This is a genomic window from Roseateles oligotrophus (assembly GCF_014204525.1).
Taxonomy (GTDB): domain Bacteria; phylum Pseudomonadota; class Gammaproteobacteria; order Burkholderiales; family Burkholderiaceae_C; genus Paucibacter_A; species Paucibacter_A oligotrophus_A.
In genome coordinates, this window is sequence record NZ_JACHLP010000013.1 from 1 (window position 1) to 21,195 (window position 21,195).

Here is a 21,195-nt window from a genome sequence, read left to right on the forward strand (position 1 = left end):
GACGTGGACAAGTTCAAGCTCTTGGCCTTTGTGCTCTCGGCCGCGCTGGCTGGCCTGGCCGGTGCCACCAAGACCTTGGTGCTGGGCTTTGCCACGCTGACCGATGCCTTGTGGACCACCTCGGGCCTGGTCATCCTGATGACCCTGGTGGGCGGCATGGGCACCCTGGTCGGGCCCATGGTGGGCGCCCTCATCATCATCGCGCTGGAGAACAAGATCGGCGACCTGGGCAAGGCCCTGGCCGACGCCACGGGCGTGCAGTGGTTCAACGGCCTGGGCGAATCGGTCAGCCTGGTCACCGGGCTGATCTTCATCGTCTGCGTGCTGGCGTTTCGGCGCGGGGTGGTGGGGGAGGCGCTGGCCTTGTGGGAGAGGCGGGGGGGGTGGGCGTTAGGAAAGAGCGTCGGCTTACGCTGCGCTAAGCCGACCTACAAGCTCCCCATCAACAAGCCCTGACTCTCCCCCACCACCTCGCGCAAGAACTTCCACAAGGCGTTGACCCGCGCGATATCGCGCTGTTCCTTGGGCGCGTAGAGCCAGAAGCTGCGCAGGATGGAGGCCTGGCCCGCCAACACAGGCTGCAAGTCGGCGCAGCCGCTGGCCATGAAGCAGGGCAGCACGGCCAGGCCATGGCCGCGGCGGGCGGCGTGCAGCTGGGCCACGATGCTGGTGCTGCGCAAGGGCGTGGCCGCCGCGGGTGCCAGCTTGGCCAGATAGCGCAGCTCGGCGCTGAAGGCCAGTTCATCCACATAAGCAATCAGGCGGTGCTGCTGCAAGTCGGCCAGCTGCCGGATCGGCGCGTGCCGGGCCAGGTAGGCCGGGGTGGCGTAAAGGGCCAGGCGGTAGTCGGTCAGCTTGCAGGCCACATAAGCACCCTGGCGCGGGCGCTCGATGCTGATGGCCAGATCGGCCTCGCGCTTGGACAGGTTGACGAAGCGCGGCACGGCCAGCAGGTCCACGCTGATGGCCGGGTGGCGCTCGCAAAAATCGGCCAGCTGCGGGGCCAGGAAGTAACTGCCAAAACCCTCGGTGGCGCCGAGGCGCACATGGCCGTGCAAGGCATGGCTGTCGCCGCCGATATCGGCGTCTGCCAGCGCCAGCGTGTCCTCGATGCGCTGCACCGACTCCAGCAGGCGCTGGCCCATGGCGGTGAGCCGGTGGCCTTGCGGGCTGCGATCGAACAGCTGGGTGCCTATGTCCTGCTCCAACTGCTTGAGACGGCGGGTGATGGTGGATTGATCCAGGTCCAGCGTGACCGCCGCCTCCATGGCCGAGCCCTGGCGGGCCACGGCCAGAAAGACGCGCAGATTGTCCCAATTCATCTTCACAACCAGGCCCTCCGGGTTCTCCAGGATCTTGCAAAAACGCAAGCCTGTTGCGCATTTTCCTCGCTTCGCCTTGCATAGCCGCAGGCCTACATTCAGGCCGGCGCAAACAAGATCGGAGACAAGGACATGGCACCCAGGTATTTGAATTTGAAGGCGAGCGCCGCGGCCTGCGCGCTGGCCCTGCTCAGCCCCCTGCCGGCACTCGCCGCGCCCGGCCAGATTTCTGACGGCGTCGTCAAGATCGGCATCCTCACCGATATGTCGGGCGCCTACTCGGGCATGGGCGGGCCGGGCTCGGTGGTGGCGGCGCAGATGGCGGTGGACGACTGCCTGCGCGGGCCTTGCAAGGGCATGAAGATCGAACTGCTCTCGGCCGACCACCAGAACAAGCCCGACATCGCCTCCGGCAAGGCGCGCGAATGGCTGGACCGCGACAAGGTCGATGCCCTGGCCGACCTGACCAACTCGGCCGGCGCCCTGGCCGTCCAAAAGCTGATCAAGGAAAAAGGCGGCATCGCCCTCTACAGCGGCCCGGCCACCACCCGCCTGACCAATGAGGATTGCGCGGCCAACGGCTTCCACTGGATGTTCGACACCTATGCCATGGCCAATGGCGCGGCGGCCACGCTGACCAAGAACGGCATGAAGAACTGGTACTTCCTGACCGTGGACTATGCCTTCGGCCATTCGCTGGAGAAGGACACCGGCGAGATCGTGCGCGCCAACGGCGGCAAGGTGCTGGGCAGCGTCAGGCACCCGCTGGGCGCCAGCGATTTCTCCTCCTTTTTGCTGCAGGCGCAAAGCTCCAAGGCCCAGGTCATAGGCCTGGCCAATGGGGCGCAGGACACGGTCAATGCCATCAAGGCGGCACGCGAGTTCGGTGTGGGTGGCAAGGATCAGCAGATCGCCGCCCTGCTGGTCTTCCTGACCGATGTCCATGCCCTGGGCCTGGAGACGGCGCAGGGCCTGAGCTTCACCGATGGCTTCTACTGGGATATGGACGAGGCCACGCGCGGCTTTGCCGCCCGCTTCGCCAAGCTGCACAAGGGCGGCGCCAAGCCCACCATGGTGCAGGCGGGGGTCTACTCCAGCGTGCTGCATTACCTGAAGTCGGTGGCGGCCCTGGGCAGCGACGACTCGACCCTGGTGGCCAAGAAGATGCGCGAGCTGCCCATCGAGGACGCGGTGATGCGCAATGCCAGCATCCGGCCGGACGGCCGGGTCATCCACGATATGTATCTCTTCCAGGTCAAGAAGCCGGCCGAGTCCAAGGCGGCCTGGGACTATTACAAGCTGGTCAGCACCATCCCCGCCGCCAGCGCCTTCAAGCCGCTGGAGCAATCCAGCTGCGAACTGATCAGCAAGAAGTAAGACACCATGACTGAAATCACCCGCCTGAGCCATCTGATCGATGGCAAGCCCTATGCCTCCGCCAGCACGCAGTGGCGCGATGTGATCAACCCCGCCACGCAAGAAGTCCTGGCCCGCGTGCCCATGGCCACGGCGGCCGAGGTGGAGCTGGCCGTGGCCAGCGCCAAACAAGCCTTCAGCAGCTGGCGCAATAGCTCGCTGGGCAGCCGCATGCGCATCATGCTGAGGCTGCAGCAGCTGGTGCGCGAGCACACGCCGCAGCTGGCCGAGCTGATCACCCGCGAGCATGGCAAGACCCTGCCCGATGCCGAGGGCGAGGTGGCGCGCGGGCTGGAGGTGATCGAGCATGCCTGCGCCATCCCGACGCTGCAGCTGGGCGAGATCGCCGAGAACGCCGCCAGCGGCGTCGAGGTCTACAACCTGCTGCAGCCCCTGGGCGTGGGCGCCGGCATCACCGCCTTCAACTTCCCCGTCATGCTGCCCTGCTTCATGTTCCCGCTGGCCCTGGCCACCGGCAACTGTTTTGTGCTCAAGCCCTCGGAGCAAGACCCCAGCTCGACCCTGCTGCTGGCCGAGCTGGCCCAACAAGCCGGCCTGCCGCCGGGCGTGCTCAACATCATTCACGGTGGGCCCGAGGTGGCCGACGCGCTGTGCGACCACCCCGACATCAAGGCCCTGTCCTTCATCGGCTCCACCCAGGTCGGCACCCATATCTACCGCCGCGCCAGCGCGGCCGGCAAACGGGTGCAGGCCATGATGGGGGCCAAGAACCACTGCGTGGTCCTGCCCGACGCGAACAAGGAGCAGGCCATCAACCACCTGATCGGCTCGGCCTTCGGCGCGGCCGGCCAGCGCTGCATGGCCAACTCGGTCTTGCTGCTGGTGGGCGAGGCGCAGAGCTGGCTGCCCGAGATCGTCGCCAAGTCCAAGGCCATGAAGGTCGGCCCCGGCACGGACCGCCAGGTCGATGTCGGCCCCCTGGTCAACCCACGCGCCCTGGAGCGGGTGCGCCGCCTGATCGACAGCGGCGAGGCCCAGGGCGCCCGCCTGCTGCTGGACGGCCGCGACTGTGTCGTGCCCGGCTTTGAACGCGGCAATTTCATAGGCCCGACGATTTTTTCGGAAGTGAAGCCCGGCATGGCGGTGTATGACGAAGAGATCTTCGGCCCCGTGCTCTGCGTCATCGGCGTGGACAGCCTGGACGAGGCCATCGCCTTCATCAACGCCAACCCGAATGGCAACGGCACGTCCATCTTCACGGCCAGCGGCTGGGCGGCGCGCAAATACCAGAACGAGATCGATGTGGGCCAGGTCGGCATCAATGTGCCCATCCCGGTGCCGGTGGCCTATTTCAGCTTCACCGGCTCGCGCGCCTCCAAGCTCGGCGACCTGGGGCCTAACGGCAAGCAGGCCCTGAGCTTCTGGACCCAGAGCAAGACCGTCACCGCCCGCTGGTACGAGCCCGGCCAGGGCAGCAGCCGGGTCAACACCACCATCGCTTTGTGAGCATCCCAGGCCCCTGGCGGTGCCCGGCGTTCGTGGAAAAAAATGCAACCACAGAGTCACGGAGACACAGAGGTGAATCGGCTTTCTGGCTTGCATTTCTCAGTGCCTCTGTGCCTCTGTGGTTGCATTTCGGAAATTTGTTTCTGGTGAGAAGGAGCTACCCATGAACACCGCCTTCATCGGCCTGGGCCATATGGGCCTGCCCATGGCCTTGAATCTGCTCAAGGCCGGCCTGGCCCTGAGCTGCTACGACCTCGCCGAGGCCCCGCTGGCCCAGGCCCAGGCCGCCGGCGCGCGCCGCGCCGCCGGCATCGCCGATGCGGTGACCGGGGCCGATGTCGTCATCACCATGCTGCCGGCCTCGCGCCATGTGGAGGGTGCTTATCTGGAAGCCGACGGCGGCATCCTCGCCCATGCGAAAGCGGGGGCGCTTTTGATCGATTGCTCCACCATCGCCCCGGCCTCGGCCATCCGAGTCGCACAGGCTGCGGCCGAGCGCGGCCTGGCCATGATCGACGCCCCCGTCTCCGGCGGCACGGCCGGTGCCCAGGCCAGCAGCCTGACCTTTATGGTCGGCGGCGAGGCGGCGGCCTTGGAGCGCGCCCGCCCCTGGCTGGAAAAGATGGGCAGCAATATCTTCCACGCCGGCGCCAGCGGCTGCGGCCAGACGGCCAAGGTCTGCAACAATATGCTGTTAGGCATCCTGATGCTGGGCACCTCGGAGGCCTTGCGGCTGGGCATTGCCAACGGCATGGACCCGGCGGCGCTGTCGCAAATCATGAGCAAAAGCTCGGGCCGCAACTGGGCGCTGGAGCTCTACAACCCCTGCCCCGGCGTGATGCCCCAAGCGCCGGCCTCGCGCGGCTACCAGGGCGGCTTCGGCGTGGACCTGATGCTCAAGGACCTGGGCCTGGCCGTGGAGGCCGCGCACAGCCATGCCGCCGCCACACCGCTGGGCGAACTGGCCCGCCAGCAGTATCAGCGCCTCAGCGAGCAAGGCCATGGCGGGCTGGATTTCTCCTGCGCCTTCGCCTACCCGGAGCATTGAAAGTACAGCGGGGTGGCGGCGCCCCAACGCCCGCCCGTCCCCGGTGCAAAGCGGGCGCTGAGCGCGCAGCGTTCTGGGCTAAGCTGGCGGCACCACCAGCAGCCCATGAATGCCAATCCGCATGAATAGCGAACTTCTGGCCGCAGAAAACCAAGCCCTCAAACAGCAGTTGCAAAGCCTGTTGCACGAGGCCAGGCTCAACGAAGACAAGATGCAGCGCTTCGAGCGCCTGGAGCATCAGCTGATCGCCGCGCACTCCCTGCAGGGCCTGGTGAGCCTGCTGCTGAGGGCCTACAAGCAGGCCTTTGCCATCGACCATGTGGCCCTGCTCCTGCTCGACCCGGCCGGCGAGGTCGACCGCATGCTGCAGACCGAGACCGGCAGCCTGGACGCGCTGCCGGGCCTGCGCCTCTACCCGGCCCACAGCGGCGCCAGGCTGCTGGAGGCCGCCTACTGCGGCACGCGCAAACCGCGGCTGGGCGCTTTCGACGCCGGGCTGCATGCGCAGCTGTTCGCGCCGGCGGCCGCCCCAGACATTCGGTCCATGGCCTTGCTGCCCCTGGCCCGCCACGGCCAGCTGATCGGTGGCCTGCATTTCGGCAGCGTCGATGCGGCGCGTTATGAGGCCGGCGCGGGCACCCATCTGCTGGAGCGCCTGGCCAATATCGTGGCCGTCTGCCTGGAAAGCGCCTTCAACCAGGAACGCCTCAAGCGGCTCGGCCTGACCGACACCCTGACCGGCGTGCACAACCGCCGCTATTTCGAGCACCGCTGCCTGATCGAGATCGCCCAGGCGCGGCGCTACCGCCACCCCCTGGCCTGCTTATTCCTCGATGTGGACAAGTTCAAGAGCATCAACGACCGCTTCGGCCATGCCACCGGCGACGAGGTGCTGCGCGGCATCGGCCATCTGATCCAGGGCCAGCTGCGCGCCGGCGACACGATTGCCCGCTACGGCGGCGAGGAGTTCGTCGTGCTGCTGCCGCAGACCTCGGCCGAGTTCGCCCGCGAGATCGCCGAGCGCATACGCGCCAGCGTGGCCCAGCAGCGCTTCGTCGCCGCCGCGCCCCTGCCGGACGGCAGCGGCAGCGAGACCCCGGCCGCCGCCGCCACCCTGAGCGTCACCGCCTCCCTGGGCCTGGCCATGCTGCCGAGCGACACGGCCGGCATGGAAGCCTCGGCCGTGGCCGAACGCCTGGTGGCCGCGGCCGACCAGGCGCTCTACCAGGCCAAGGAGCTGGGCCGCAACCGGGTGGTCGCTGCCGACCGCCCCGCAAGCACCTCGTAAACGCGGCCTATCTTGCCGCGAGGCCAAAGCCAGGGCGGCTGCTCAAGGCCCCGACGAACTGGGGGTGGGGAAAGGGCCGCTCCCGGTAGCTCGCGCGTAAGGCCTCGGCCAGGTCCAGAAAGCTGCCCTGCCAGCCCCGCAAGGCCAGCGCCAGCCGGTAGGTGAAGAGGCCGTAGCGCTGCCTGGGCCCGCCGTCCGGGGCGGGCAGCAACTCCTCCAGCGCGCCCTCGTCCTCCTGGGCGGCGAAAAAGCCCACGAACTGCCCCTCCACACCGGCGGACGGGTGCCGCTCGGCCGGCGGCGGCCGCTGCAAGCCGCCGCGCTGCAGCCCCTCCTGCCAGCGGGCCAGCCACAGAGGCAGCGGGATCTGCAGTTCCAGCGGCGAGGCATAACGCCAGGTCTCGGCGTGGCCAGGCCGGCGCAGCAGATCCGCCGCATGGCAGGTGTCCAGCACCGCCCAGACATGGGCGCCGCGGCTGCGTATGCGCTGCAGGGCCTGGCCGATCTCGCGGTCCGGCAGGGCGCCTTGCACGGCCTGCTGCTCGGCGCTCCAGCGCCAGGTGTCGCGCGGCAGAAAGACCTCTTGCAGGCCGTCGGCCTCGCGCCGGCCGCCGCTCTTGCGCCAGGCCTGCTGCGGCTGCGGCACTTGCGCGCCATGGCCGGACAGATAGACCAGCACCCAGTCGCCCGCCCGCGCCTGGCCGGCCAGGCGGGCCAGGTTCTGGACGATGGCGGCCCGGGTCGGCGGCTCGCCCGAGGCCTCGGACAAGACCCGCACCTGGCCGGCCTCGAAGCCCAGTTCGGCCAGCGAGCGCGCCATCAGCGCCACATCATTGGCCGGGCCTTCCAGGCTTTTGCCCGGCAGATGGGGGTAGGCGCTGACCCCCACCAGCAAGGCATGGTTGGCCGCCAGGGCCGTGCCGGCCAGCAGGCTCAGGCCCACAGCGCCGCACCAGCGCCTCATGCCCCGTGCAGCACAAAAGCCGCCCAGACCCGCGGGTCGCGCAGCCTGGCCTGGCCGTGGCGCATGAACTCGCGCTTGCTCAGGGCCAGGGCCTGCGCCTGGCTCAGGCCCTGGCGCAGATGTTTGAAAAAGCGGGTGACGAAGAGGGCGGTCTCGCGGTCGGCCACCGGCCACAGCGTGGCCAGGGTATTGCCGTTGCCGGCCACGAAGAGGGCGTAAGACATGCCGACCAGGCCCTCGCCGTTGACGACCCGCCCGCGCGCCGTGTCGCAGGCCGACAGCACGACCAGCTCGCTGGCCAGGCGCAGCGGCAGCCATTCGGCCACGGAGACAAAGCCGTCGTGCAGCACGTCCTCACCATCGGGCTTGAGCACCAGGCTGGAGAACTCGGGCTGCTCGGGGTCGAAGTAGCCATGGGCGCTGAACAGCAGGTAGCGAAAGCGCGCCAGCTCGCCGCTGTCCGAGAGCTGGCGCAAGCGCGTCTCGGTGGCGCCGTCCGCGCTGATCTGCAGCACCTGGGCGGGCGGGAACAGGGCCGCCACCTGCTCCATCTCGTAGCGCGCAAACGGCAGGCGCGGCCAGGCCGAGCGGGCCAGGGCCTGGCCGGCCTCCTGCAGATTGCGGGCCGAGCGCAGCAGGCCGGAGCGCGAGCGCTGGGCACCATCCGCCGCCTGGGCCTCGTCCGACTGCGGGTAGCTGGGGTCGCCAAAAGCCAGCAATTGCCGCTCGGCGGCCTGCTCGCCCAGGCGCTGCGCCTGCCTTTGCCGCACCATCTTCAGGGCCGCGAAGCTGTGCACCTGCTGGGTCGCCAGGCTTTGGCCCAGCGGCCTGCCCCGCCAGGGCAGGCTGTCCCAGGGCAGCAGCCAGAGCGGGCCGTCGGGGGCGATCAGCAGGCGGGTGCCGGCGGGCAGGCTGGCCTGCAGAGGCTGCAGCAAGGCCTGGGCCAGTTGCTGGCCCAGGGCCTGCACGGCCTGCGGCGCGCCGACCGAGGTGGCCCCGGCGGGCTGGCAGTCCGCCTCGGCCGCGGGCGCCGGGGGCAGCAACAACATCGGCACTTGCGCAGCGGCCTGGCTGGGCCCGGCCTCGCCGCAGGGCTGCGCGGCGCCGGGGCGGCGCCAGCGCCATTGCCCGGCCTCCTGCCAGCGCAGCAGGCGCTGGCTGCCGCCCTCCCCGGCCAGCAGGCTGCGGTACAGCGCCACCTGTTCGGCCAGCCGGGGCTGGGGGCCCAGATCGTGCCAACGCAGGCGCGCGGCTGAGTCGAGGGTGAAGGCCCGCACACGCTGCTCGGCATCCAGCAGAAAACTAAGGAACACCTCCCCCGGCCTCAGCAGGCCGGCCGCCTCGGCGGCCTGGGCCTGCGGCGGCCGGGACAGCAAGGCATAGGCCGGATGCTGGGCCGCCAGCCGGCTTTGCAGCTGGCGCAGCTCGCGGCTGTGCTGCTGCGCCTGTGCCTGGGCCGCCTGGCGGGCCGGCGGGTTCTGCGCCCGGGCCCGCGCCGCCTCGGCCAGGGCCAGGTCTTGCTGCAGCTGGCGCAGGCCTTGGGCGTCTTCCGTGGGCAGGCCGGCCTGGGCGGCGGCCTGGCCCTGCGCCATCTGCTCCAGCAGCACGCGGGCCTTGCTCAGCTCCATCAGCTCAAAAGCCTGCTGCGGCCGCCCCTGCGCCAGCAGCAGGTCCATCAGGCGGTGGTAGACGGTGGCATGCAGCTGCAGCCATTCGCGGCGCTGGGCGGCCGACATCTCGGCCACCTCGCCGCGCTGCTGCTCCAGGCTCTCGACCAGGGCTTGCAAGGTCTGCACGGCGGCGGGGCGCTCGCCCAGGGCGGCCTGGGCCTGGGCCAGGCCATAGCGGGCGGCCACCACATCGCCGCCGCCGCGTACGCCCAGCTGCTCAAAACCCTGCACGGCTTGCTGCAGCGTCGCCCGCGCCGCCGGCCACTGGCCCAGCTGGCCTTGCGCCGCGCCCAGCAGCTGGCGCGCCCGCAAGCCATAGGCCTGCTCGGCCGTGCCGCTGCGCTCAAACAAGGCCAGGTCTTGCTGCAAACCCGCCTGCGCCTGCTCGGCCTGGCCCAGGGCCAGCAGGCTGTAGGCCAGGCCGCTGCGCAGGCGCAGCGTCAGGGCGTGCTCGGGGCCCAGGGCGGCCGTGACCGCAAGCACCGCGGCGGCATAGGCCTGCCGGGCTTCTTCAAAACGACCCAGGCGCATCAGGATGGCGCCGTAGTTGTGGACGGACATGGCGGTGTCGGAATGGCCCTCGCCCAGCGTTTCCCGGCGCAGCGCCAGGGTCTGCTGGGCCAGGCTCAAGGCCTCGTCCAGCCGCCCGGTCTCCGCCAGGGCCGTGCCGTAATTGGCCATCATGGTCAGCGTGTCCGCATGCCGCAGGCCCAGGCTTTGCTGCTGGGCCTGCATGGCGCGCTCGAACAGGCGGCCCGCAGCATCCCACTCGGCCAGGCGGCTCAGGCAGGCGGCCAGGTTTTGCAGCGTCATCAGGGTCAGCTCATGCTGGGGGCCCAGCACCCGCTCCTGCAGGGCCAGGGCTTGCTGCCCCAGTTGCTTGGCCTCACGGAAGCGGGCGTTGTAGAGCAGGGCGACGCTTAGATTGCTCATATCCGTCAGCGTGCGCTGATCCTCCTCGCCATGCAGCTCGCGGCGCAGCGGCAACAGCTGCTGGCGCAGTGCCAGGCTGTCGGCGTAACGGCCCAGCTCGCTCAGGGTGGTGCCCATCAGGCTGAGCAGCTCCAGGCTGCGGGGGTCGCGCTCACCCCATTGCCGGCGCGCCTCGCTCAGGGCCGGCTCCAGGCGCTGCAGCGCGGCATCGGGCCGGCCCTCGTCCAGCAAGGCATTGACCTCGAGCAGCGCCGGAGAGTCGCTGGCCGAGTCCTGCACCGCCATGGCACCGCCCCAGGCATGGACGGCCGCAAGACCCAGCAGGGCCGACAAGATTGTTTTTCTCATGGGATTCCATTGTTGTCAGTCCAAGATCGCCGGCAGGCATCTTGCCACGGGCGATCAGCGCACGGGCGCGGCTTGGCCTGACAATGCGCGCGCACCCCGCTCTTCCCTGCGGATGAACGCGCTTGATATGCCTGCCCGACCCTTGTTCGACGCCCCCGCCTTCCTCCAGGCCCTGCGGCTCGGTGGCTCCGCCGCCGAGCGCGCCACGCTGGGCCTGCTGCAGCATTACCGGCCCTTGCTGCGCGCCTGGCTGCGCACCGCCGGCGTGGCGGCCGGCGATGTCGATGACTTGATCAGCGAGATCCTGTTCAAGGCCGTCACCGGCGCCCATGCCCTGCGCTCGGCGGCGGCCTTCCACAGCTGGCTGATGCAGATTGCCCGGCACGAGCTGGGCGCACATTGGCAGCAGCGCCAGCGCGAGCGGCAGCTGTTTGTGAACACCCCGCCCGGCCCGGAGGCCGAGGTCGCCGAGGCCCTGAACCTGCTGGAGCAATGGCCCGACGAGGGCCTGTCCGACCCCTTGCTGCGCCTGTGCCTGCAGGGCCAGCTGGCGCACTTCAAGCAGCAGTCTCAGGAGCGCCATGCCTGCATCACCCTGATCGCCCTGGGCCATGAGGCCGCCGAGATTGCCGAGCTGATCGGGCGCAGCTACGGCGCCACGCGCCAGTACATGAGCCAGTGCTGCGCCGCCCTGCTGGAGGCCTTGAAGCCCTGCCTGAGCGAGGCCCAGCAACAAAGCCTGAAACGGGGCCAGGCCCAAGGAGTGAAGCCATGAAGAACGAGCACAAGCCAGACCCGGGCCTGGACCCGCAGGCTTGCTGGGACGCGCTGAGCGCGCGCGCGGCCGGCGCGGGCCAGGCCAGCGCCCGCGCCGGCCGGCTGCTGCGCGAGCTCTTGCAGCAGGCGCCGCCGGACGAGGCCGAGCAGCGTCGCGACGCCCAGCTCGACCAGGCCTTGCTGCAGCGCTTGCGCGCCAACGGGGCCCTGGCCGGTGACCGCCCGGCCCGGCGGCCCTTCTTCGGCTGGCGGCTTGGCGCGGCGGGCTCCGGCCTGGCCCTGGCCGGCCTGGCGGCCCTGCTGCTCTGGCCCGGCGGGCCCGAGCCAGCACTGCACGGCGATGCCCAGGACGAGGCCGGCCGCATGCGTGGCGACGCAGCGGCGCAGACGCTGCAAGTCCAGAATCCACAGGCCTGGAGCGAGGATCTGCAAGCCTTGCTGCAGCGCCAGCAGATCCCGCTGCGCATCACGGCGCTGGGCGGCGGGCGCCTGGAGCTGCAAGCCCAGCTGCCGCCAGACGACGCGCAAGCGCCCGCGCTGCGGCAAGGCCTGGCACAGCGCGGCGTGCAAGCGCCCAGAAAGGGCCGGCTCTGGCTGCTGCTGACGCCGCTGCCCGGCAGCGCTGCCGCGGCTTCGGCAAGCGCTCGGTGATAGGGGATTTCCCGGGTTTGCGCCCGGGGGCCTGACAAATGCGCGGCAAGACGCTCTTCACCAACGTCATTGACCCCAGAAAGCCCAAGCCATGCCTACGCCTTACTCAGCTCCTGCGACTCCCTGCCCCTCGCCTGCCCTCCCACTGATCGCCCTCAGCCTGGCCACAGGCCTGCTGCTGACGGCTTGCGGCGGCGATGGCGGGGCCGGCCAGACCCCGGCACCCGCGCCCGCGCCAGCACCCGCTCCGGCCTTCAAGGGCGTCAGCCTCGGCGGCACGGCCGCCGTTGGCCTGGCCCTGGCCGGCGCCAAACTGGAGGCCAAATGCAGCGTGGGCGCGGGCAGCACCACGACCGCCAGCGACGGCAGCTACAGCCTCAAGATGGACGGCGCGGCCCTACCCTGCGCGCTGCGCCTGAGCAGCAGCGATGGCAGCCGCGTCCTGCACTCCCTGGCCGAGGGCACGGGCAGCGCGGCCGAGGGCCTTGTCACGACCGCCAATATCAGCCCCCTGACCGAGCTGGTGCTGGCCAAGCTGGCCGGCAGCGCCAGCACGCCGGCCGAGCTGTACGCCGGCTACAACGCCGCCAACAGCCCGACGGCGGCCCAGATCGCCCAGGCCAAGAGCGCGGTGGCGGCCGCGCTCAAACCGGTGCTCAACCTGGACGGCATCGACCCCATCAGCAGCGCTTTCAAGGCCGCTACCGCGGCCGGCACGCCCGGTGACGCCACCGACCAGAAGCTCGACACCTTGATGGCCGCCCTGGCCCGGGGCAAGACCACGCTGGCCGCACTCGCCAACACCCTGCTCAGCAGCGGCTCGGCCGAGGCGGCGGCCGCCGCCGTCAGCGCCGCCCTCACAGCGCCACCGCTGGCCGACTGCCCCACGCTGCGCAGCGGCAGCTATGCCATGGTCAGCCGCCGCGGCGAAGTGCAGGAAATGCAGCTCGACCTCGCCCGCATGGAGGCCAGCGACGCCCAGAGCACGCTCAAACTCGTCGCCACGGCCGAGGCCTGCCGCTTCGCCGGCCTGGATGGCCAGGGCCGCAAGCAGGTCGAGATCGCCTTCGGCGCGCAAGCCGTGGGCCTGGGCGTGACCGAGGCCGACGCCCAGGGGGACCGCGGCACCGCCCTGTTCTTCCCCAAGCAGACCTTGGCACTCGCCGATCTGGCCGGCGCCTGGACGCTGGTGGACTGGGATCAGCCCTCCTCGACCCAATTGCCGCGCTTAGGGCTGGCCAGTGTCACGCTGGCGGCCGACGGCGGCTTCGTCGCCCAGGGCTGCACGCAGACCGGCGGCGTCGCCGATTGCAGCGATCCGGCGCGCAAAAACCAGGGGCAGATCAGCCTGAACGCCAAGGGCCAGCTGCAGCTACCCGGCGGCGCCCTGGGTTATGCCTTCCGCAGCAGCGACGGGACGCAGATGCTGGCCTGGGGCAAGCCCAATGGCGGCGGCATGACGCTGCTGAGCCGGGCCAAACCCCTGGCCCTGCCGGCCGTGGGCAGCAGCTACAAGGCCTGGGAATCCAATGGTTATGCCGCCCTGCCCGCCCCGGACGTGTTTGTGGCCCAGGCCCTGGGCGCGTTTGAGACCCGCTTCAGCACCGCCGATGCCGCGGCCGGCAGCTTCGGCACGACGGAAGGCGTGCTGCTGTTCGCCAACAAGCCCCTGCCCGGCCTGGTCTACCGGCCGGCCGGCCAGAGCGGCGGCAAGAGCTGGACCGAAGGCGTGCTGCTGGAGGTGAAGGGTCTGCTGTATGTGATGGGCAGCGGCGACGCCAACCAGGCCTCGCTCATCCTGGCCTTGCAAAAGCCCTGACAAGCTCGCGGGCGGGGCCAGCGACAATCGGCGCCATGAGTTCCATCGCCTCGCCCACCCCCTCCCGCCTGCAGCTCTACCTCCAGCTGATACGCTGGGACCGCCCGGCCGGCTGGCTGCTGCTCTTGTGGCCCACGCTGTCGGCCCTGTGGATCGCCGCCGACGGCTGGCCGGGCTGGCATTTGCTGAGCGTCTTCACGCTGGGCACGGTGCTGATGCGCTCGGCCGGCTGCTGCGTCAACGATGTGGCCGACCGCGACTTTGACAAACACGTCAAGCGCACGGCCAATCGCCCCGTCACCAGCGGCGCGGTCTCGGTCAAGGAAGCCTTGGGGCTGGGCGCGCTGCTGGCCCTGGCCTCGTTCGGCCTGGTGCTGACGAGCAATCCCCCCACCATCCTGCTCAGCTTCGCGGCCCTGGCCGTGACCCTGCTCTACCCCTATGCCAAGCGGGTGCTGAATATGCCGCAGGCGGTGCTGGGTGTGGCCTTCAGCTTCGGCATCCCGATGGCGTTTGCGGCCGCGCTGGGCGGCAATGAATGGAGCCTGGCGGCCATCCAGGCGGCGGTGCCGCGTTCGGCCTGGGCCCTGCTGCTGGCCAATCTGTTCTGGGTGCTGGCCTACGACACCGAGTACGCCATGGTCGATCGCGACGACGACATCCGCATCGGCATCAAGACCTCGGCGCTGACGCTGGGGCGTTTCGACGTGGCCGGCGTGATGGCCTTCTACGCCATCTATCTGGGCAGTTGGGCGGCCCTGGGCCTGCGCCTGGGCCTGGGCTGGATCTTCCTGGCCGGCGTGGCCGTGGCCGCCGCACAAGTGCTCTGGCATTACCGCCTGATCAAGGACCGCAGCCGCGAAGGCTGCTTCAAGGCCTTCCGCGAAAACCACTGGCTGGGTTTCGCCGTTTTCGCCGGCACGGTGCTGGACCTGGCAATGCGTTGAACTTGCCGCACGCGGCAAGTTCAACGCGCCGAGAGCACAGGCCTGCGCTAGCGCTCAGCTGTTCTTCAGCGCGGCCTTGAGGTTCTTGGCCTCGACCCGCTTGGCCTTGGTGGCGGCACGCTGGTAGGCTTCTTCGGCCTGCTCGCGCAACTCCACGGCCTTGGCCAGGGCAGCTTGGTACTTCTCCACCGTGTAGGTGTTTTCGGTTCCGATATAGACGCTGCGGCCGCGCGGCGAACCTCCGAAACGCGGCAACGATACGGCAAAGCTGCAATCGCGTACCCGGCTGCTGGCGCGCTGGCGCACGATAGGGCCGGAGATACCGACCGGCAGACTGCTGCCCTTGTTACCGCTGGGCCGACGTTGCAGGCGTGACGGCGCCGGCAACTTGGCAATTCGACTCAATAATTCCTTGGTGGCTGCCGCCAACGCTGCCGCTGCGCCGCTACCGTCCTGCGAGTGATCAGAGAACAGCTTGGTGCCGCCGTAGCGAAGTTGCCAGCCATGGGTGGACTGATGGTCGATACGCTGAATGCACTGCGGCACAGAAAATTGCTGGCCGCTAAAAATGACGATGTCTCTGGTTTTCATGAGATTCCTCAAACTGCTTGATGAACCTCCCTGTGGTTCACAGTTTAGAGCCAGGCCTCGTCCTAACGCTTTGCTTACCCCCCCCTAATTTGGGTGAGATGCCTGCCAAATCAGGCACGAAAAGCTCCATCACGCGCAAGTCCGCGCCACCCCGACTGAATACCGAATTACGTGACCACAACATCTGTGCGGAGGGCGGAACGCCTGTCGCTTGCAGCCACTGCTTTTTCATCTGCCGTCGAGTGTGGCCGTTACGGGAAAGCCGTCTTGGCTGCAGTTCGCTGCGCTTGACCCGGGGGTCGGCGTAAAGCAGATTCGCCAGCGGCCTGGAGCCCAGACCCTTGAGCGAGCGCCAGGGTCCGGCCAGGGCACTCGCGTGCAAGGAGGAACGAGCCCACACCAGCGGGGTCCCATCAACACGCAAGATAACTTCACGGACAAACGTACAGCCGCGGCGCGGCAGACCCAGGGCCTTGAGCTCCTGCGCACGCAAAGGCTGGGTGCCTTGGCGCAGGATCTGGACCTCGAAATGCTGGCCCAGGCGGGCCAGGCGGCGGCTCAAAGAGCCCGGCGCGCGCAGCCAGGCGCGCAATGTGTCTCGACTCGCAATACCCATATTCGGAGGAAATTCAGGCGCCGAATTCGTCACCCAGTTCGCGCGCGCGCCGCTGCGCGGCCAGCACCGCGCGACGCATCGAAGCCGCCACCTGGTCGGCCTCCAGGCTGCTGATGGCGGCCTGGGTTGTGCCCCCTTTAGAGGTGACACGGGCCCGCAACACGGAGGGATCTTCCACCGACTGCAAAGCCAGTTCAGCGGCACCCGAGCAGGTGGCCAGGGCCAGCAGGCGACCTTGCTCGGCCGTCAAACCCATCTCCACCGCGGCGGCCATCATGGCCTCGACCACATAAAAGAAGTAGGCCGGGCCGGAGCCCGAGACGGCGGTCACCGCGTCCAGATCGGCCTCCTTGCCCACCCATAGGCTGCGCCCGGTCGGCGCCAGCACCTCTTCCACCCATTGCTTGTCGGCTTCGCTGACGGCGGCACGACCGAACAGGCCGGTGATGCCCTGGCCGATCAAGGCCGGCGTGTTGGGCATGCTGCGCACCACCCGCTCCGTGCCGCTGAGGCGGGCGATCGCATCGCTGCGGATACCCGCCATCACCGAGAGCTGCAAGGCCTGGCCGACCCAGGGTGCACAGGGGGCGGCGGCATCCGTAAAGAATTGCGGTTTGACGGCCCAGACCACCAGGCCAGCCTCGCCGAGCGCCGCCTCGGGGCGGGCAAACACGCGCACGCCCAAGTCCTGGCTGAGGCGGGCACGGGCCTCGTCAAAAGGCTCGACGACCAGAATCTGCTGCGGGGCGCGGCCGGCCCGGAGCAGGCCGCCGACGATGGCGCTGGCCATATTGCCGCCGCCTATGAATGCAATGCTTGTGTGGCTCATGGATTTGGGAGGAAAAGCTGCACTTCAGTGTAAGGCGAGGCCGCTGGCCGGCCGGGCTCAAGGCGGCTGGGCTGCGGCCAGATCCTGTGCCACCGTGGCGGCCACATCGGCCTGGATCCAGGCCCAGAAGGGATTGCTGCGCAGGCGGTTCAGCGAGCCCAGCTCGATGCTGACGGCGCCGCTTTCCCCGCGCAGAAACCAGGAACCGATGCTGGGGATGCCATGGCGCCCGCTGCCCGGCTCGAAGCCATAGGCCGGGTCGTCCGGCGGCAGCAGCAGGGCCAGATGCCCCAGGGAAGCGAGCGAAGGCGGCCAAGCCAGGCCGGACCTGGGCGCGGCCAGCAATTCGGGCTCGCTGGCGGCCGGCGCCCAGCGCTGCGCCTGCAGCTCGGCGCCCTGGCTGGCGCCGTTGCCGATGATGTCCAGCGTGTAGCCGCGCGGGCCGGCCAGGGCGCGGTCCAGCAAGGCCTGGGATTCGGGCCGCAAGATGCTGCGCAGATAGGCTTGGCGATTGAGGTCAAACATCACCAGGCGATGCTGGGAGCCGGGCAAGCGGGCGTAGAGCTGGTCCAGCACGCCCTCGGCGCCCACGGTGGCATCGACCACCGACTGCCAGCTCAGCACCGGTGGCAGCTGCGCCAGGCGGCCGGCCCGCTCGGCCGCGGCCAGCTCCCGCTGCAAGGCCTGGGTGGCGCGATTGACCTCGCGGGCGGCGTTGAAGGGGAAGGAGTTGAATTTATAGGGGTCGTACTCGGCCACCAACTCCTGCCAGCGCACTTTCTGCAGAGCCGGCACCGGCAAGGCGCTGAGCACATCCACCACCTCGGCCAGTTCGGCCACCGGCGGCAGGCTGATAGCGGGCGCGGCCAGCAGCACGCGGCTGGGGCGGCGCAGGGCCGGGTCCTTGAGTGTCTCCAGGCTGTACAGCAGGGCCAGGGCGCCGCCGGTGGAGAAGCCGCCGATATAAAAAGGCTGCTGCGGCCCGGCGCGGCCCGCCACATCGCGGGCGGCGATGCGCACCGCAGCCTGCCAGTCGGCCAGGCGCATGTCCAGCATCATGGAGGGCAAGGTGCCGTGGCCGGGCAGGCGCAAGACCGTCACCGCCAGACCCTGGGCACGCAAGGTTTCGGCCAGGGCCTTCATCACATAGGGTGAGTCCGTCAAGCCGTGAATCAGCAAGGCCTGGCCCTTGGGCTTGGGCGGGCTCAGGCGGAAGGAGCGGTTGTAGGGCGCGCCATCCACCAAGCGCATCAGCTGGCTCTTGGGGTTGAAGCGGCTGTCGACCCAGGCGGCGTCCAGGGCCTGGCCTTTTTTGCCGACCCGCTCGTTTCGCCATTCGGCCTGCTTGGCGGCCAGCTCTTCGAACAGCAGGGTTTCACGCCGGAGATAAGCCTCGAAGTCCAGGTCCGCATGCCGGGCGGCGCTGAACTCCTGCTGCAGCTTCTCCTGATGCCAGGGCTGCAGCGGCGGCAAGGCCGTGACGGCATACAAGGTGTAGCCGGCCAGCAGCGTCAGGCTCAGCAGCAAAAGCCAACCGAGCAGACGCAGCAGGCTGCGCATCAAGCGGCGCAACAATGTATTCAGCAGCGTCATGCCCGGCCCTTATTCGTGAAGAGGCGGCCATTGTGCGGGACGCGCCCGGGCTACGGGCGCGTCAAGACCCGAATCAGAATTCGATCTTGCTGATCTTGCTGCCATTGAGGGTGGCCGCCGCCATCAAGCCCGCATTGGTCAGGGCAAAGGCGTTGACCGCGTTGTCCAGGCTATTGGTGTCTATGGTGCCGTTGGCCCCCACCTTGACCAGGGCCACCGAGGCATCGGCGCCGGCCGTCCAGCCCTTGCTCTTGCGGAACTCATCCAGCGCGTTCTGCGTCATGAACATCAGCACCAAGGCCTTGGACTGGGCACCGGCCTGGAAGCCAAAGGACACGGCGGTGGTCTTGTAATAGTCCACCGTGCGGCCAGCCACGCGCAAAGCGCCTTCGCCGTACTCGCCGCCCACGCCCAGGCCGGCGGCATAGACCTTGGGAAACACCAGGATGGCGCGGGCCTTGCCGGCCAGCTCCTGCGAACCCTTGACGCTGCCGTACAGCGTGGCCAGGGTGGCGTCCGTGCCTTTTTCGATCTCGGCCTTTTGTTCGGCCGGGCTGGCGCTCGCACCCTTATTGGTCGTGCAGCCAGACATGAGAGCCAGGGACAGGCCCAGGGCGAGAGGGGCGAGCAGCAGATTTCTACGCAGCATGGTGGGCTCCAATTCTTCTTCAGAGTGAGGGGACAGGGGCAAGCCTGACCATACTGCGAAAGTCCGCGCCCTTGTGAAGAGCGGTAAGCCAACGGGGCGGGAATGCAACCCATGGCAACTGAGCGTTAGCCCTGCGGGGGCTCGTCACCGACCGGGCCAAAGCCGGCCCATCGCCGGAGCGGCGTCACCCCGATTCGGGACAGCGCCCAAGCCACTTGTTACAAATGAGCGCGTTGGGGCGCCAGCAAGCGCCCCAGGCAAGCCACCGCCTCGCGCAGCTGGGCGTCAAAAGGCAGGCCGCAGTTGATGCGCAGAAAGCGGTCGTAGCGCATGGAGTTGGAGAACATGGCGCCCGGTGCCAGGCGTATGCCCTGGGCCAAGGCCGCCTCGAACAAGACCTCGGAGGATGAGCCTTCGGGCAGCTCCACCCACAGGCTCAGGCCGCCGCTGGGCAGGCTCATGCGCGACTCGCGCGGCAGATGGCGGGCCAGGGCCTCGGCCATCTGCTCGCGTTGCTGGGCCAGGCGGGCCCGCATGCCGCGCAGGTGGCGGGTCATATGGCCGGCCTTGAAAAAGTCCGCCACCGCCAGCTGGGCCAAGGCCTCGTTGGGGCGGGACTGGCTGTACTTGAGCATCTCCAGGCGTTGCTGCCAGCGCCCGCCCGTCATCCAGCCCAGGCGCATGCCGGGGGCCAGGATCTTGTGCAGGGAGCTGCACAGAATCACCCGCCCGCTGCGGTCAAAGGACTTGATGGGCCGCAGCGTGCCGGGGCCGTCGTAGAAGCTTGCGTAGCTGTCATCCTCGATCAAGGCCAGGTCCTGGGCCTCGCACCAGGCCAGCAACTCCTGCTTGGCCGCCTCGGGCATGATGGCGCCCAGCGGGTTCTGCAGATTGGGGATCACCGCCACCGCCTTCAGCCCCGGCGTGCGCGCGGCCGCCTCGCGCAGGGCGGGCAGGGAGATGCCGGTATGCGGGCTGGTGGGGATCTCCAGCGCCTGCAGCGACAAGCTCTCCAGAATCTGCAGCAGGCCGTAATACGTGGGCGACTCCACCGCCACCACATCGCCCGGCTGGGTGACGGCGCGCAGGGCCAGGGTCAAGGCCTCGGTGCAGCCGTGGGTGACGACGATCTCGTCCGCCCGCAGCTGGAGCTGTTGCTCCAAAGCATGGCGGGCCAGGGCCGCCCGCAACGAGGGCTCACCCCCTGGCAAGGACGGCGTCACCAGATGCAGGGCATGGTGGCGCAGAACGCGCAGACTGGCCTGGCGCAGGCGCTCCAAAGGATACAGATCGGGCGCCGCCACGGCCCCGGCCAGATTGACCCGCACCTGGGCGCGCAAGGCCCGCTCCAGCACCGAGGACACCTTCTGATGCACGCCGACATAACGTGCCGCATCCACTGGCGCCGCCACGGCGGGCTCGTGCGCCGGTGGCAAGCGCGGCGTCTGGCCCTGCCGCGCAGCCGCGGCGACGAAGTAGCCGGCCCTGGCACGCGCCTCCAGCAGGCCCTGGCCCTCCAGCCAGCGGCAGGCCTGCAAGGCGGTGGACATGCTGACGCCATGCAGCGCCATCAGCCCGCGCACCGAGGGCATGCGCGCGCCCGGTGGCAAGGTGCCCTGGCGGATGGCCTGGCGGTAATGCGTGCCCAGGCGAACGTAAAGCCGGGCGTCCTCGATGGTCAGCGTCATGAACGGGATTGTCGGCCCAGCGACCCGCGGGCCAGCGCTACAGATGGCCGCTCTGCGCTGCGATACAGCGGCAAAAAAGCCGCTGCTCCGCAGCAATCGCCACGCTTCTGTGCCTGTGCGCCGGGGCCAGACCCGGCGACAGTGAGCCCAACCCACGATGCATGCCAGCGAAGCCCAGACCCATCATGACGCCCCACGACGCGCCCCTCCTCCTGCAACTGCCACGCGGCGCCCAGCGCCTGCTGCAACTGCCCGCCGGCAGCCTGCTGCAGGTCCACAGCGGCCGCCTCCTGCTCTGCCAGGCCCTCAGCGGCCTGCTGCCCGGCCTGAGCCTGGCCGACAGCCTCTGGCAGGCCCGCTGCGAGCTGCTGCCCGGCCAGGTCTGGCAGGCGCCCGAGACGCTGTGGCTGCGCCTGGACACGCCCGGTCAGGACTGCCTGCTCTGCCTGCTGCCGGCCGAGATTCCTGCCGGCCTGTGGGCCCGCGCCCGGGCTTGGCTCGGCGCTTGGCTGAAAAGCCCAGACCTGGCGTGACGGCCCTTGCACCGGACCCATCGCGGCCCAGACACACATCCGAGGG

At 69.3% G+C, this 21,195-nt stretch carries 19 protein-coding genes; 10 read left to right on the forward strand and 9 right to left on the reverse strand.

All coding sequences use genetic code 11. From position 1 onward, the window contains the following. On the forward strand, positions 1-456 hold a 456-nt coding region (locus tag HNP55_RS22520; protein ID WP_184304437.1), incomplete at its 5' end, for a branched-chain amino acid ABC transporter permease. On the opposite strand, the gene HNP55_RS22525 is transcribed toward HNP55_RS22520, so the two are convergent. Next, positions 429-1,322: a LysR family transcriptional regulator gene (locus HNP55_RS22525; protein ID WP_184304579.1), complete on the reverse strand. Its 894-nt coding sequence runs from the start codon at positions 1,320-1,322 to the stop codon at positions 429-431. The two genes, HNP55_RS22520 and HNP55_RS22525, sit on opposite strands and share 28 nt — an antisense overlap. A gap of 132 nt (positions 1,323-1,454) precedes the next feature. Here HNP55_RS22525 and HNP55_RS22530 point away from each other — a divergent pair, with 132 nt between their 5' ends. From HNP55_RS22530 to HNP55_RS22545, 4 genes are all read left to right on the forward strand, one after another. Further along, positions 1,455-2,699: an ABC transporter substrate-binding protein gene (locus HNP55_RS22530; protein ID WP_184304439.1), complete on the forward strand. Its 1,245-nt coding sequence runs from the start codon at positions 1,455-1,457 to the stop codon at positions 2,697-2,699. 6 nt (positions 2,700-2,705) lie between these two features. Continuing rightward, entirely contained in the window at positions 2,706-4,205 is a 1,500-nt protein-coding gene (locus HNP55_RS22535; RefSeq protein ID WP_184304441.1) for a CoA-acylating methylmalonate-semialdehyde dehydrogenase, read from the forward strand. A 163-nt stretch (positions 4,206-4,368) separates the two neighbouring features. Continuing rightward, positions 4,369-5,253 (forward strand): 3-hydroxyisobutyrate dehydrogenase, encoded by an 885-nt coding sequence (gene mmsB, locus HNP55_RS22540; protein ID WP_184304443.1) that lies wholly within the window; start codon positions 4,369-4,371, stop codon positions 5,251-5,253. Positions 5,254-5,374: 121 nt separating this feature from the next. Beyond that, on the forward strand, positions 5,375-6,541 hold the full coding sequence (locus HNP55_RS22545) for a sensor domain-containing diguanylate cyclase (protein ID WP_184304445.1): 1,167 nt from the start codon (positions 5,375-5,377) through the stop codon (positions 6,539-6,541). A 7-nt stretch (positions 6,542-6,548) separates the two neighbouring features. On the opposite strand, the gene HNP55_RS22550 is transcribed toward HNP55_RS22545, so the two are convergent. Continuing rightward, positions 6,549-7,505 carry a caspase domain-containing protein gene (locus tag HNP55_RS22550; RefSeq protein WP_184304447.1) on the reverse strand — a complete coding sequence of 319 codons (957 nt, stop codon included), beginning with the start codon at positions 7,503-7,505 and terminating at the stop codon, positions 6,549-6,551. Then, complete coding sequence (locus HNP55_RS22555) at positions 7,502-10,456, reverse strand: CHAT domain-containing tetratricopeptide repeat protein (RefSeq protein WP_184304449.1); 2,955 nt, start codon at positions 10,454-10,456, stop codon at positions 7,502-7,504. The genes HNP55_RS22550 and HNP55_RS22555 overlap by 4 nt, the downstream gene beginning before the upstream one ends. 127 nt (positions 10,457-10,583) lie before the next feature. Here HNP55_RS22555 and HNP55_RS22560 point away from each other — a divergent pair, with 127 nt between their 5' ends. The 4 genes from HNP55_RS22560 (at position 10,584) to ubiA (ending at position 14,650) form a co-directional block, all read left to right on the forward strand. Next, on the forward strand, positions 10,584-11,231 hold the full coding sequence (locus tag HNP55_RS22560) for an RNA polymerase sigma factor (protein ID WP_184304451.1): 648 nt from the start codon (positions 10,584-10,586) through the stop codon (positions 11,229-11,231). Beyond that, complete coding sequence (locus HNP55_RS22565; protein WP_184304453.1) at positions 11,228-11,884, forward strand: hypothetical protein; 657 nt, start codon at positions 11,228-11,230, stop codon at positions 11,882-11,884. The genes HNP55_RS22560 and HNP55_RS22565 overlap by 4 nt, the downstream gene beginning before the upstream one ends. A gap of 91 nt (positions 11,885-11,975) precedes the next feature. Next, entirely contained in the window at positions 11,976-13,703 is a 1,728-nt protein-coding gene (locus HNP55_RS22570) for a hypothetical protein (RefSeq protein WP_184304455.1), read from the forward strand. A gap of 35 nt (positions 13,704-13,738) precedes the next feature. After that, positions 13,739-14,650, forward strand: a complete 912-nt coding sequence (ubiA, locus tag HNP55_RS22575) for a 4-hydroxybenzoate octaprenyltransferase (protein ID WP_184304457.1) — start codon at positions 13,739-13,741, stop codon at positions 14,648-14,650. Between the two features lie 54 nt (positions 14,651-14,704). Here ubiA and HNP55_RS22580 read toward each other — a convergent pair whose 3' ends face one another. The 6 genes from HNP55_RS22580 to HNP55_RS22605 all read right to left on the reverse strand — a co-directional run bounded on the left by HNP55_RS22580 (position 14,705) and on the right by HNP55_RS22605 (position 20,616). After that, positions 14,705-15,241, reverse strand: coding sequence for a hypothetical protein (locus HNP55_RS22580; protein ID WP_184304459.1), 537 nt, complete (start codon positions 15,239-15,241; stop codon positions 14,705-14,707). Between the two features lie 37 nt (positions 15,242-15,278). Further along, the gene (locus HNP55_RS24910; RefSeq protein WP_409993769.1) at positions 15,279-15,857 is read right to left on the reverse strand and encodes a chorismate--pyruvate lyase family protein; all 579 of its coding nucleotides are present in this window, start codon (positions 15,855-15,857) and stop codon (positions 15,279-15,281) included. A gap of 13 nt (positions 15,858-15,870) precedes the next feature. Next, positions 15,871-16,686: a pyrroline-5-carboxylate reductase gene (gene proC / locus HNP55_RS22590; RefSeq protein WP_184304463.1), complete on the reverse strand. Its 816-nt coding sequence runs from the start codon at positions 16,684-16,686 to the stop codon at positions 15,871-15,873. A 57-nt stretch (positions 16,687-16,743) separates the two neighbouring features. Continuing rightward, positions 16,744-18,279 (reverse strand): alpha/beta hydrolase, encoded by a 1,536-nt coding sequence (locus HNP55_RS22595; protein ID WP_184304465.1) that lies wholly within the window; start codon positions 18,277-18,279, stop codon positions 16,744-16,746. A gap of 73 nt (positions 18,280-18,352) precedes the next feature. Next, on the reverse strand, positions 18,353-18,928 hold the full coding sequence (locus HNP55_RS22600) for a YSC84-related protein (RefSeq protein ID WP_184304467.1): 576 nt from the start codon (positions 18,926-18,928) through the stop codon (positions 18,353-18,355). A gap of 218 nt (positions 18,929-19,146) precedes the next feature. Further along, on the reverse strand, positions 19,147-20,616 hold the full coding sequence (locus HNP55_RS22605) for a PLP-dependent aminotransferase family protein (RefSeq protein WP_221439747.1): 1,470 nt from the start codon (positions 20,614-20,616) through the stop codon (positions 19,147-19,149). A gap of 185 nt (positions 20,617-20,801) precedes the next feature. Here HNP55_RS22605 and HNP55_RS22610 point away from each other — a divergent pair, with 185 nt between their 5' ends. Further along, the gene (locus HNP55_RS22610; RefSeq protein ID WP_184304469.1) at positions 20,802-21,149 is read left to right on the forward strand and encodes a hypothetical protein; all 348 of its coding nucleotides are present in this window, start codon (positions 20,802-20,804) and stop codon (positions 21,147-21,149) included. Positions 21,150-21,195 lie beyond the last annotated feature (46 nt).

Bases quoted from the DNA above. Each gene is read 5' to 3' on its own strand.
- HNP55_RS22605 (WP_221439747.1), bottom strand. From the start codon at position 20,616: ATGACGCTGACCATCGAGGACGCCCGGCTTTACGTTCGCCTGGGCACG.
- HNP55_RS22565 (WP_184304453.1), top strand. From the start codon at position 11,228: ATGAAGAACGAGCACAAGCCAGACCCGGGCCTGGACCCGCAGGCTTGC.
- HNP55_RS22580 (WP_184304459.1), bottom strand. From the start codon at position 15,241: ATGAAAACCAGAGACATCGTCATTTTTAGCGGCCAGCAATTTTCTGTG.
- HNP55_RS22550 (WP_184304447.1), bottom strand. From the start codon at position 7,505: ATGAGGCGCTGGTGCGGCGCTGTGGGCCTGAGCCTGCTGGCCGGCACG.
- HNP55_RS22530 (WP_184304439.1), top strand. From the start codon at position 1,455: ATGGCACCCAGGTATTTGAATTTGAAGGCGAGCGCCGCGGCCTGCGCG.
- mmsB (WP_184304443.1), top strand. From the start codon at position 4,369: ATGAACACCGCCTTCATCGGCCTGGGCCATATGGGCCTGCCCATGGCC.
- HNP55_RS22535 (WP_184304441.1), top strand. From the start codon at position 2,706: ATGACTGAAATCACCCGCCTGAGCCATCTGATCGATGGCAAGCCCTAT.
- HNP55_RS22600 (WP_184304467.1), bottom strand. From the start codon at position 18,928: ATGCTGCGTAGAAATCTGCTGCTCGCCCCTCTCGCCCTGGGCCTGTCC.
- HNP55_RS22560 (WP_184304451.1), top strand. From the start codon at position 10,584: ATGCCTGCCCGACCCTTGTTCGACGCCCCCGCCTTCCTCCAGGCCCTG.
- HNP55_RS22610 (WP_184304469.1), top strand. From the start codon at position 20,802: ATGACGCCCCACGACGCGCCCCTCCTCCTGCAACTGCCACGCGGCGCC.
- HNP55_RS22555 (WP_184304449.1), bottom strand. From the start codon at position 10,456: ATGAGAAAAACAATCTTGTCGGCCCTGCTGGGTCTTGCGGCCGTCCAT.
- HNP55_RS22595 (WP_184304465.1), bottom strand. From the start codon at position 18,279: ATGACGCTGCTGAATACATTGTTGCGCCGCTTGATGCGCAGCCTGCTG.
- proC (WP_184304463.1), bottom strand. From the start codon at position 16,686: ATGAGCCACACAAGCATTGCATTCATAGGCGGCGGCAATATGGCCAGC.
- HNP55_RS22570 (WP_184304455.1), top strand. From the start codon at position 11,976: ATGCCTACGCCTTACTCAGCTCCTGCGACTCCCTGCCCCTCGCCTGCC.
- HNP55_RS24910 (WP_409993769.1), bottom strand. From the start codon at position 15,857: ATGGGTATTGCGAGTCGAGACACATTGCGCGCCTGGCTGCGCGCGCCG.
- HNP55_RS22545 (WP_184304445.1), top strand. From the start codon at position 5,375: ATGAATAGCGAACTTCTGGCCGCAGAAAACCAAGCCCTCAAACAGCAG.
- ubiA (WP_184304457.1), top strand. From the start codon at position 13,739: ATGAGTTCCATCGCCTCGCCCACCCCCTCCCGCCTGCAGCTCTACCTC.
- HNP55_RS22525 (WP_184304579.1), bottom strand. From the start codon at position 1,322: ATGAATTGGGACAATCTGCGCGTCTTTCTGGCCGTGGCCCGCCAGGGC.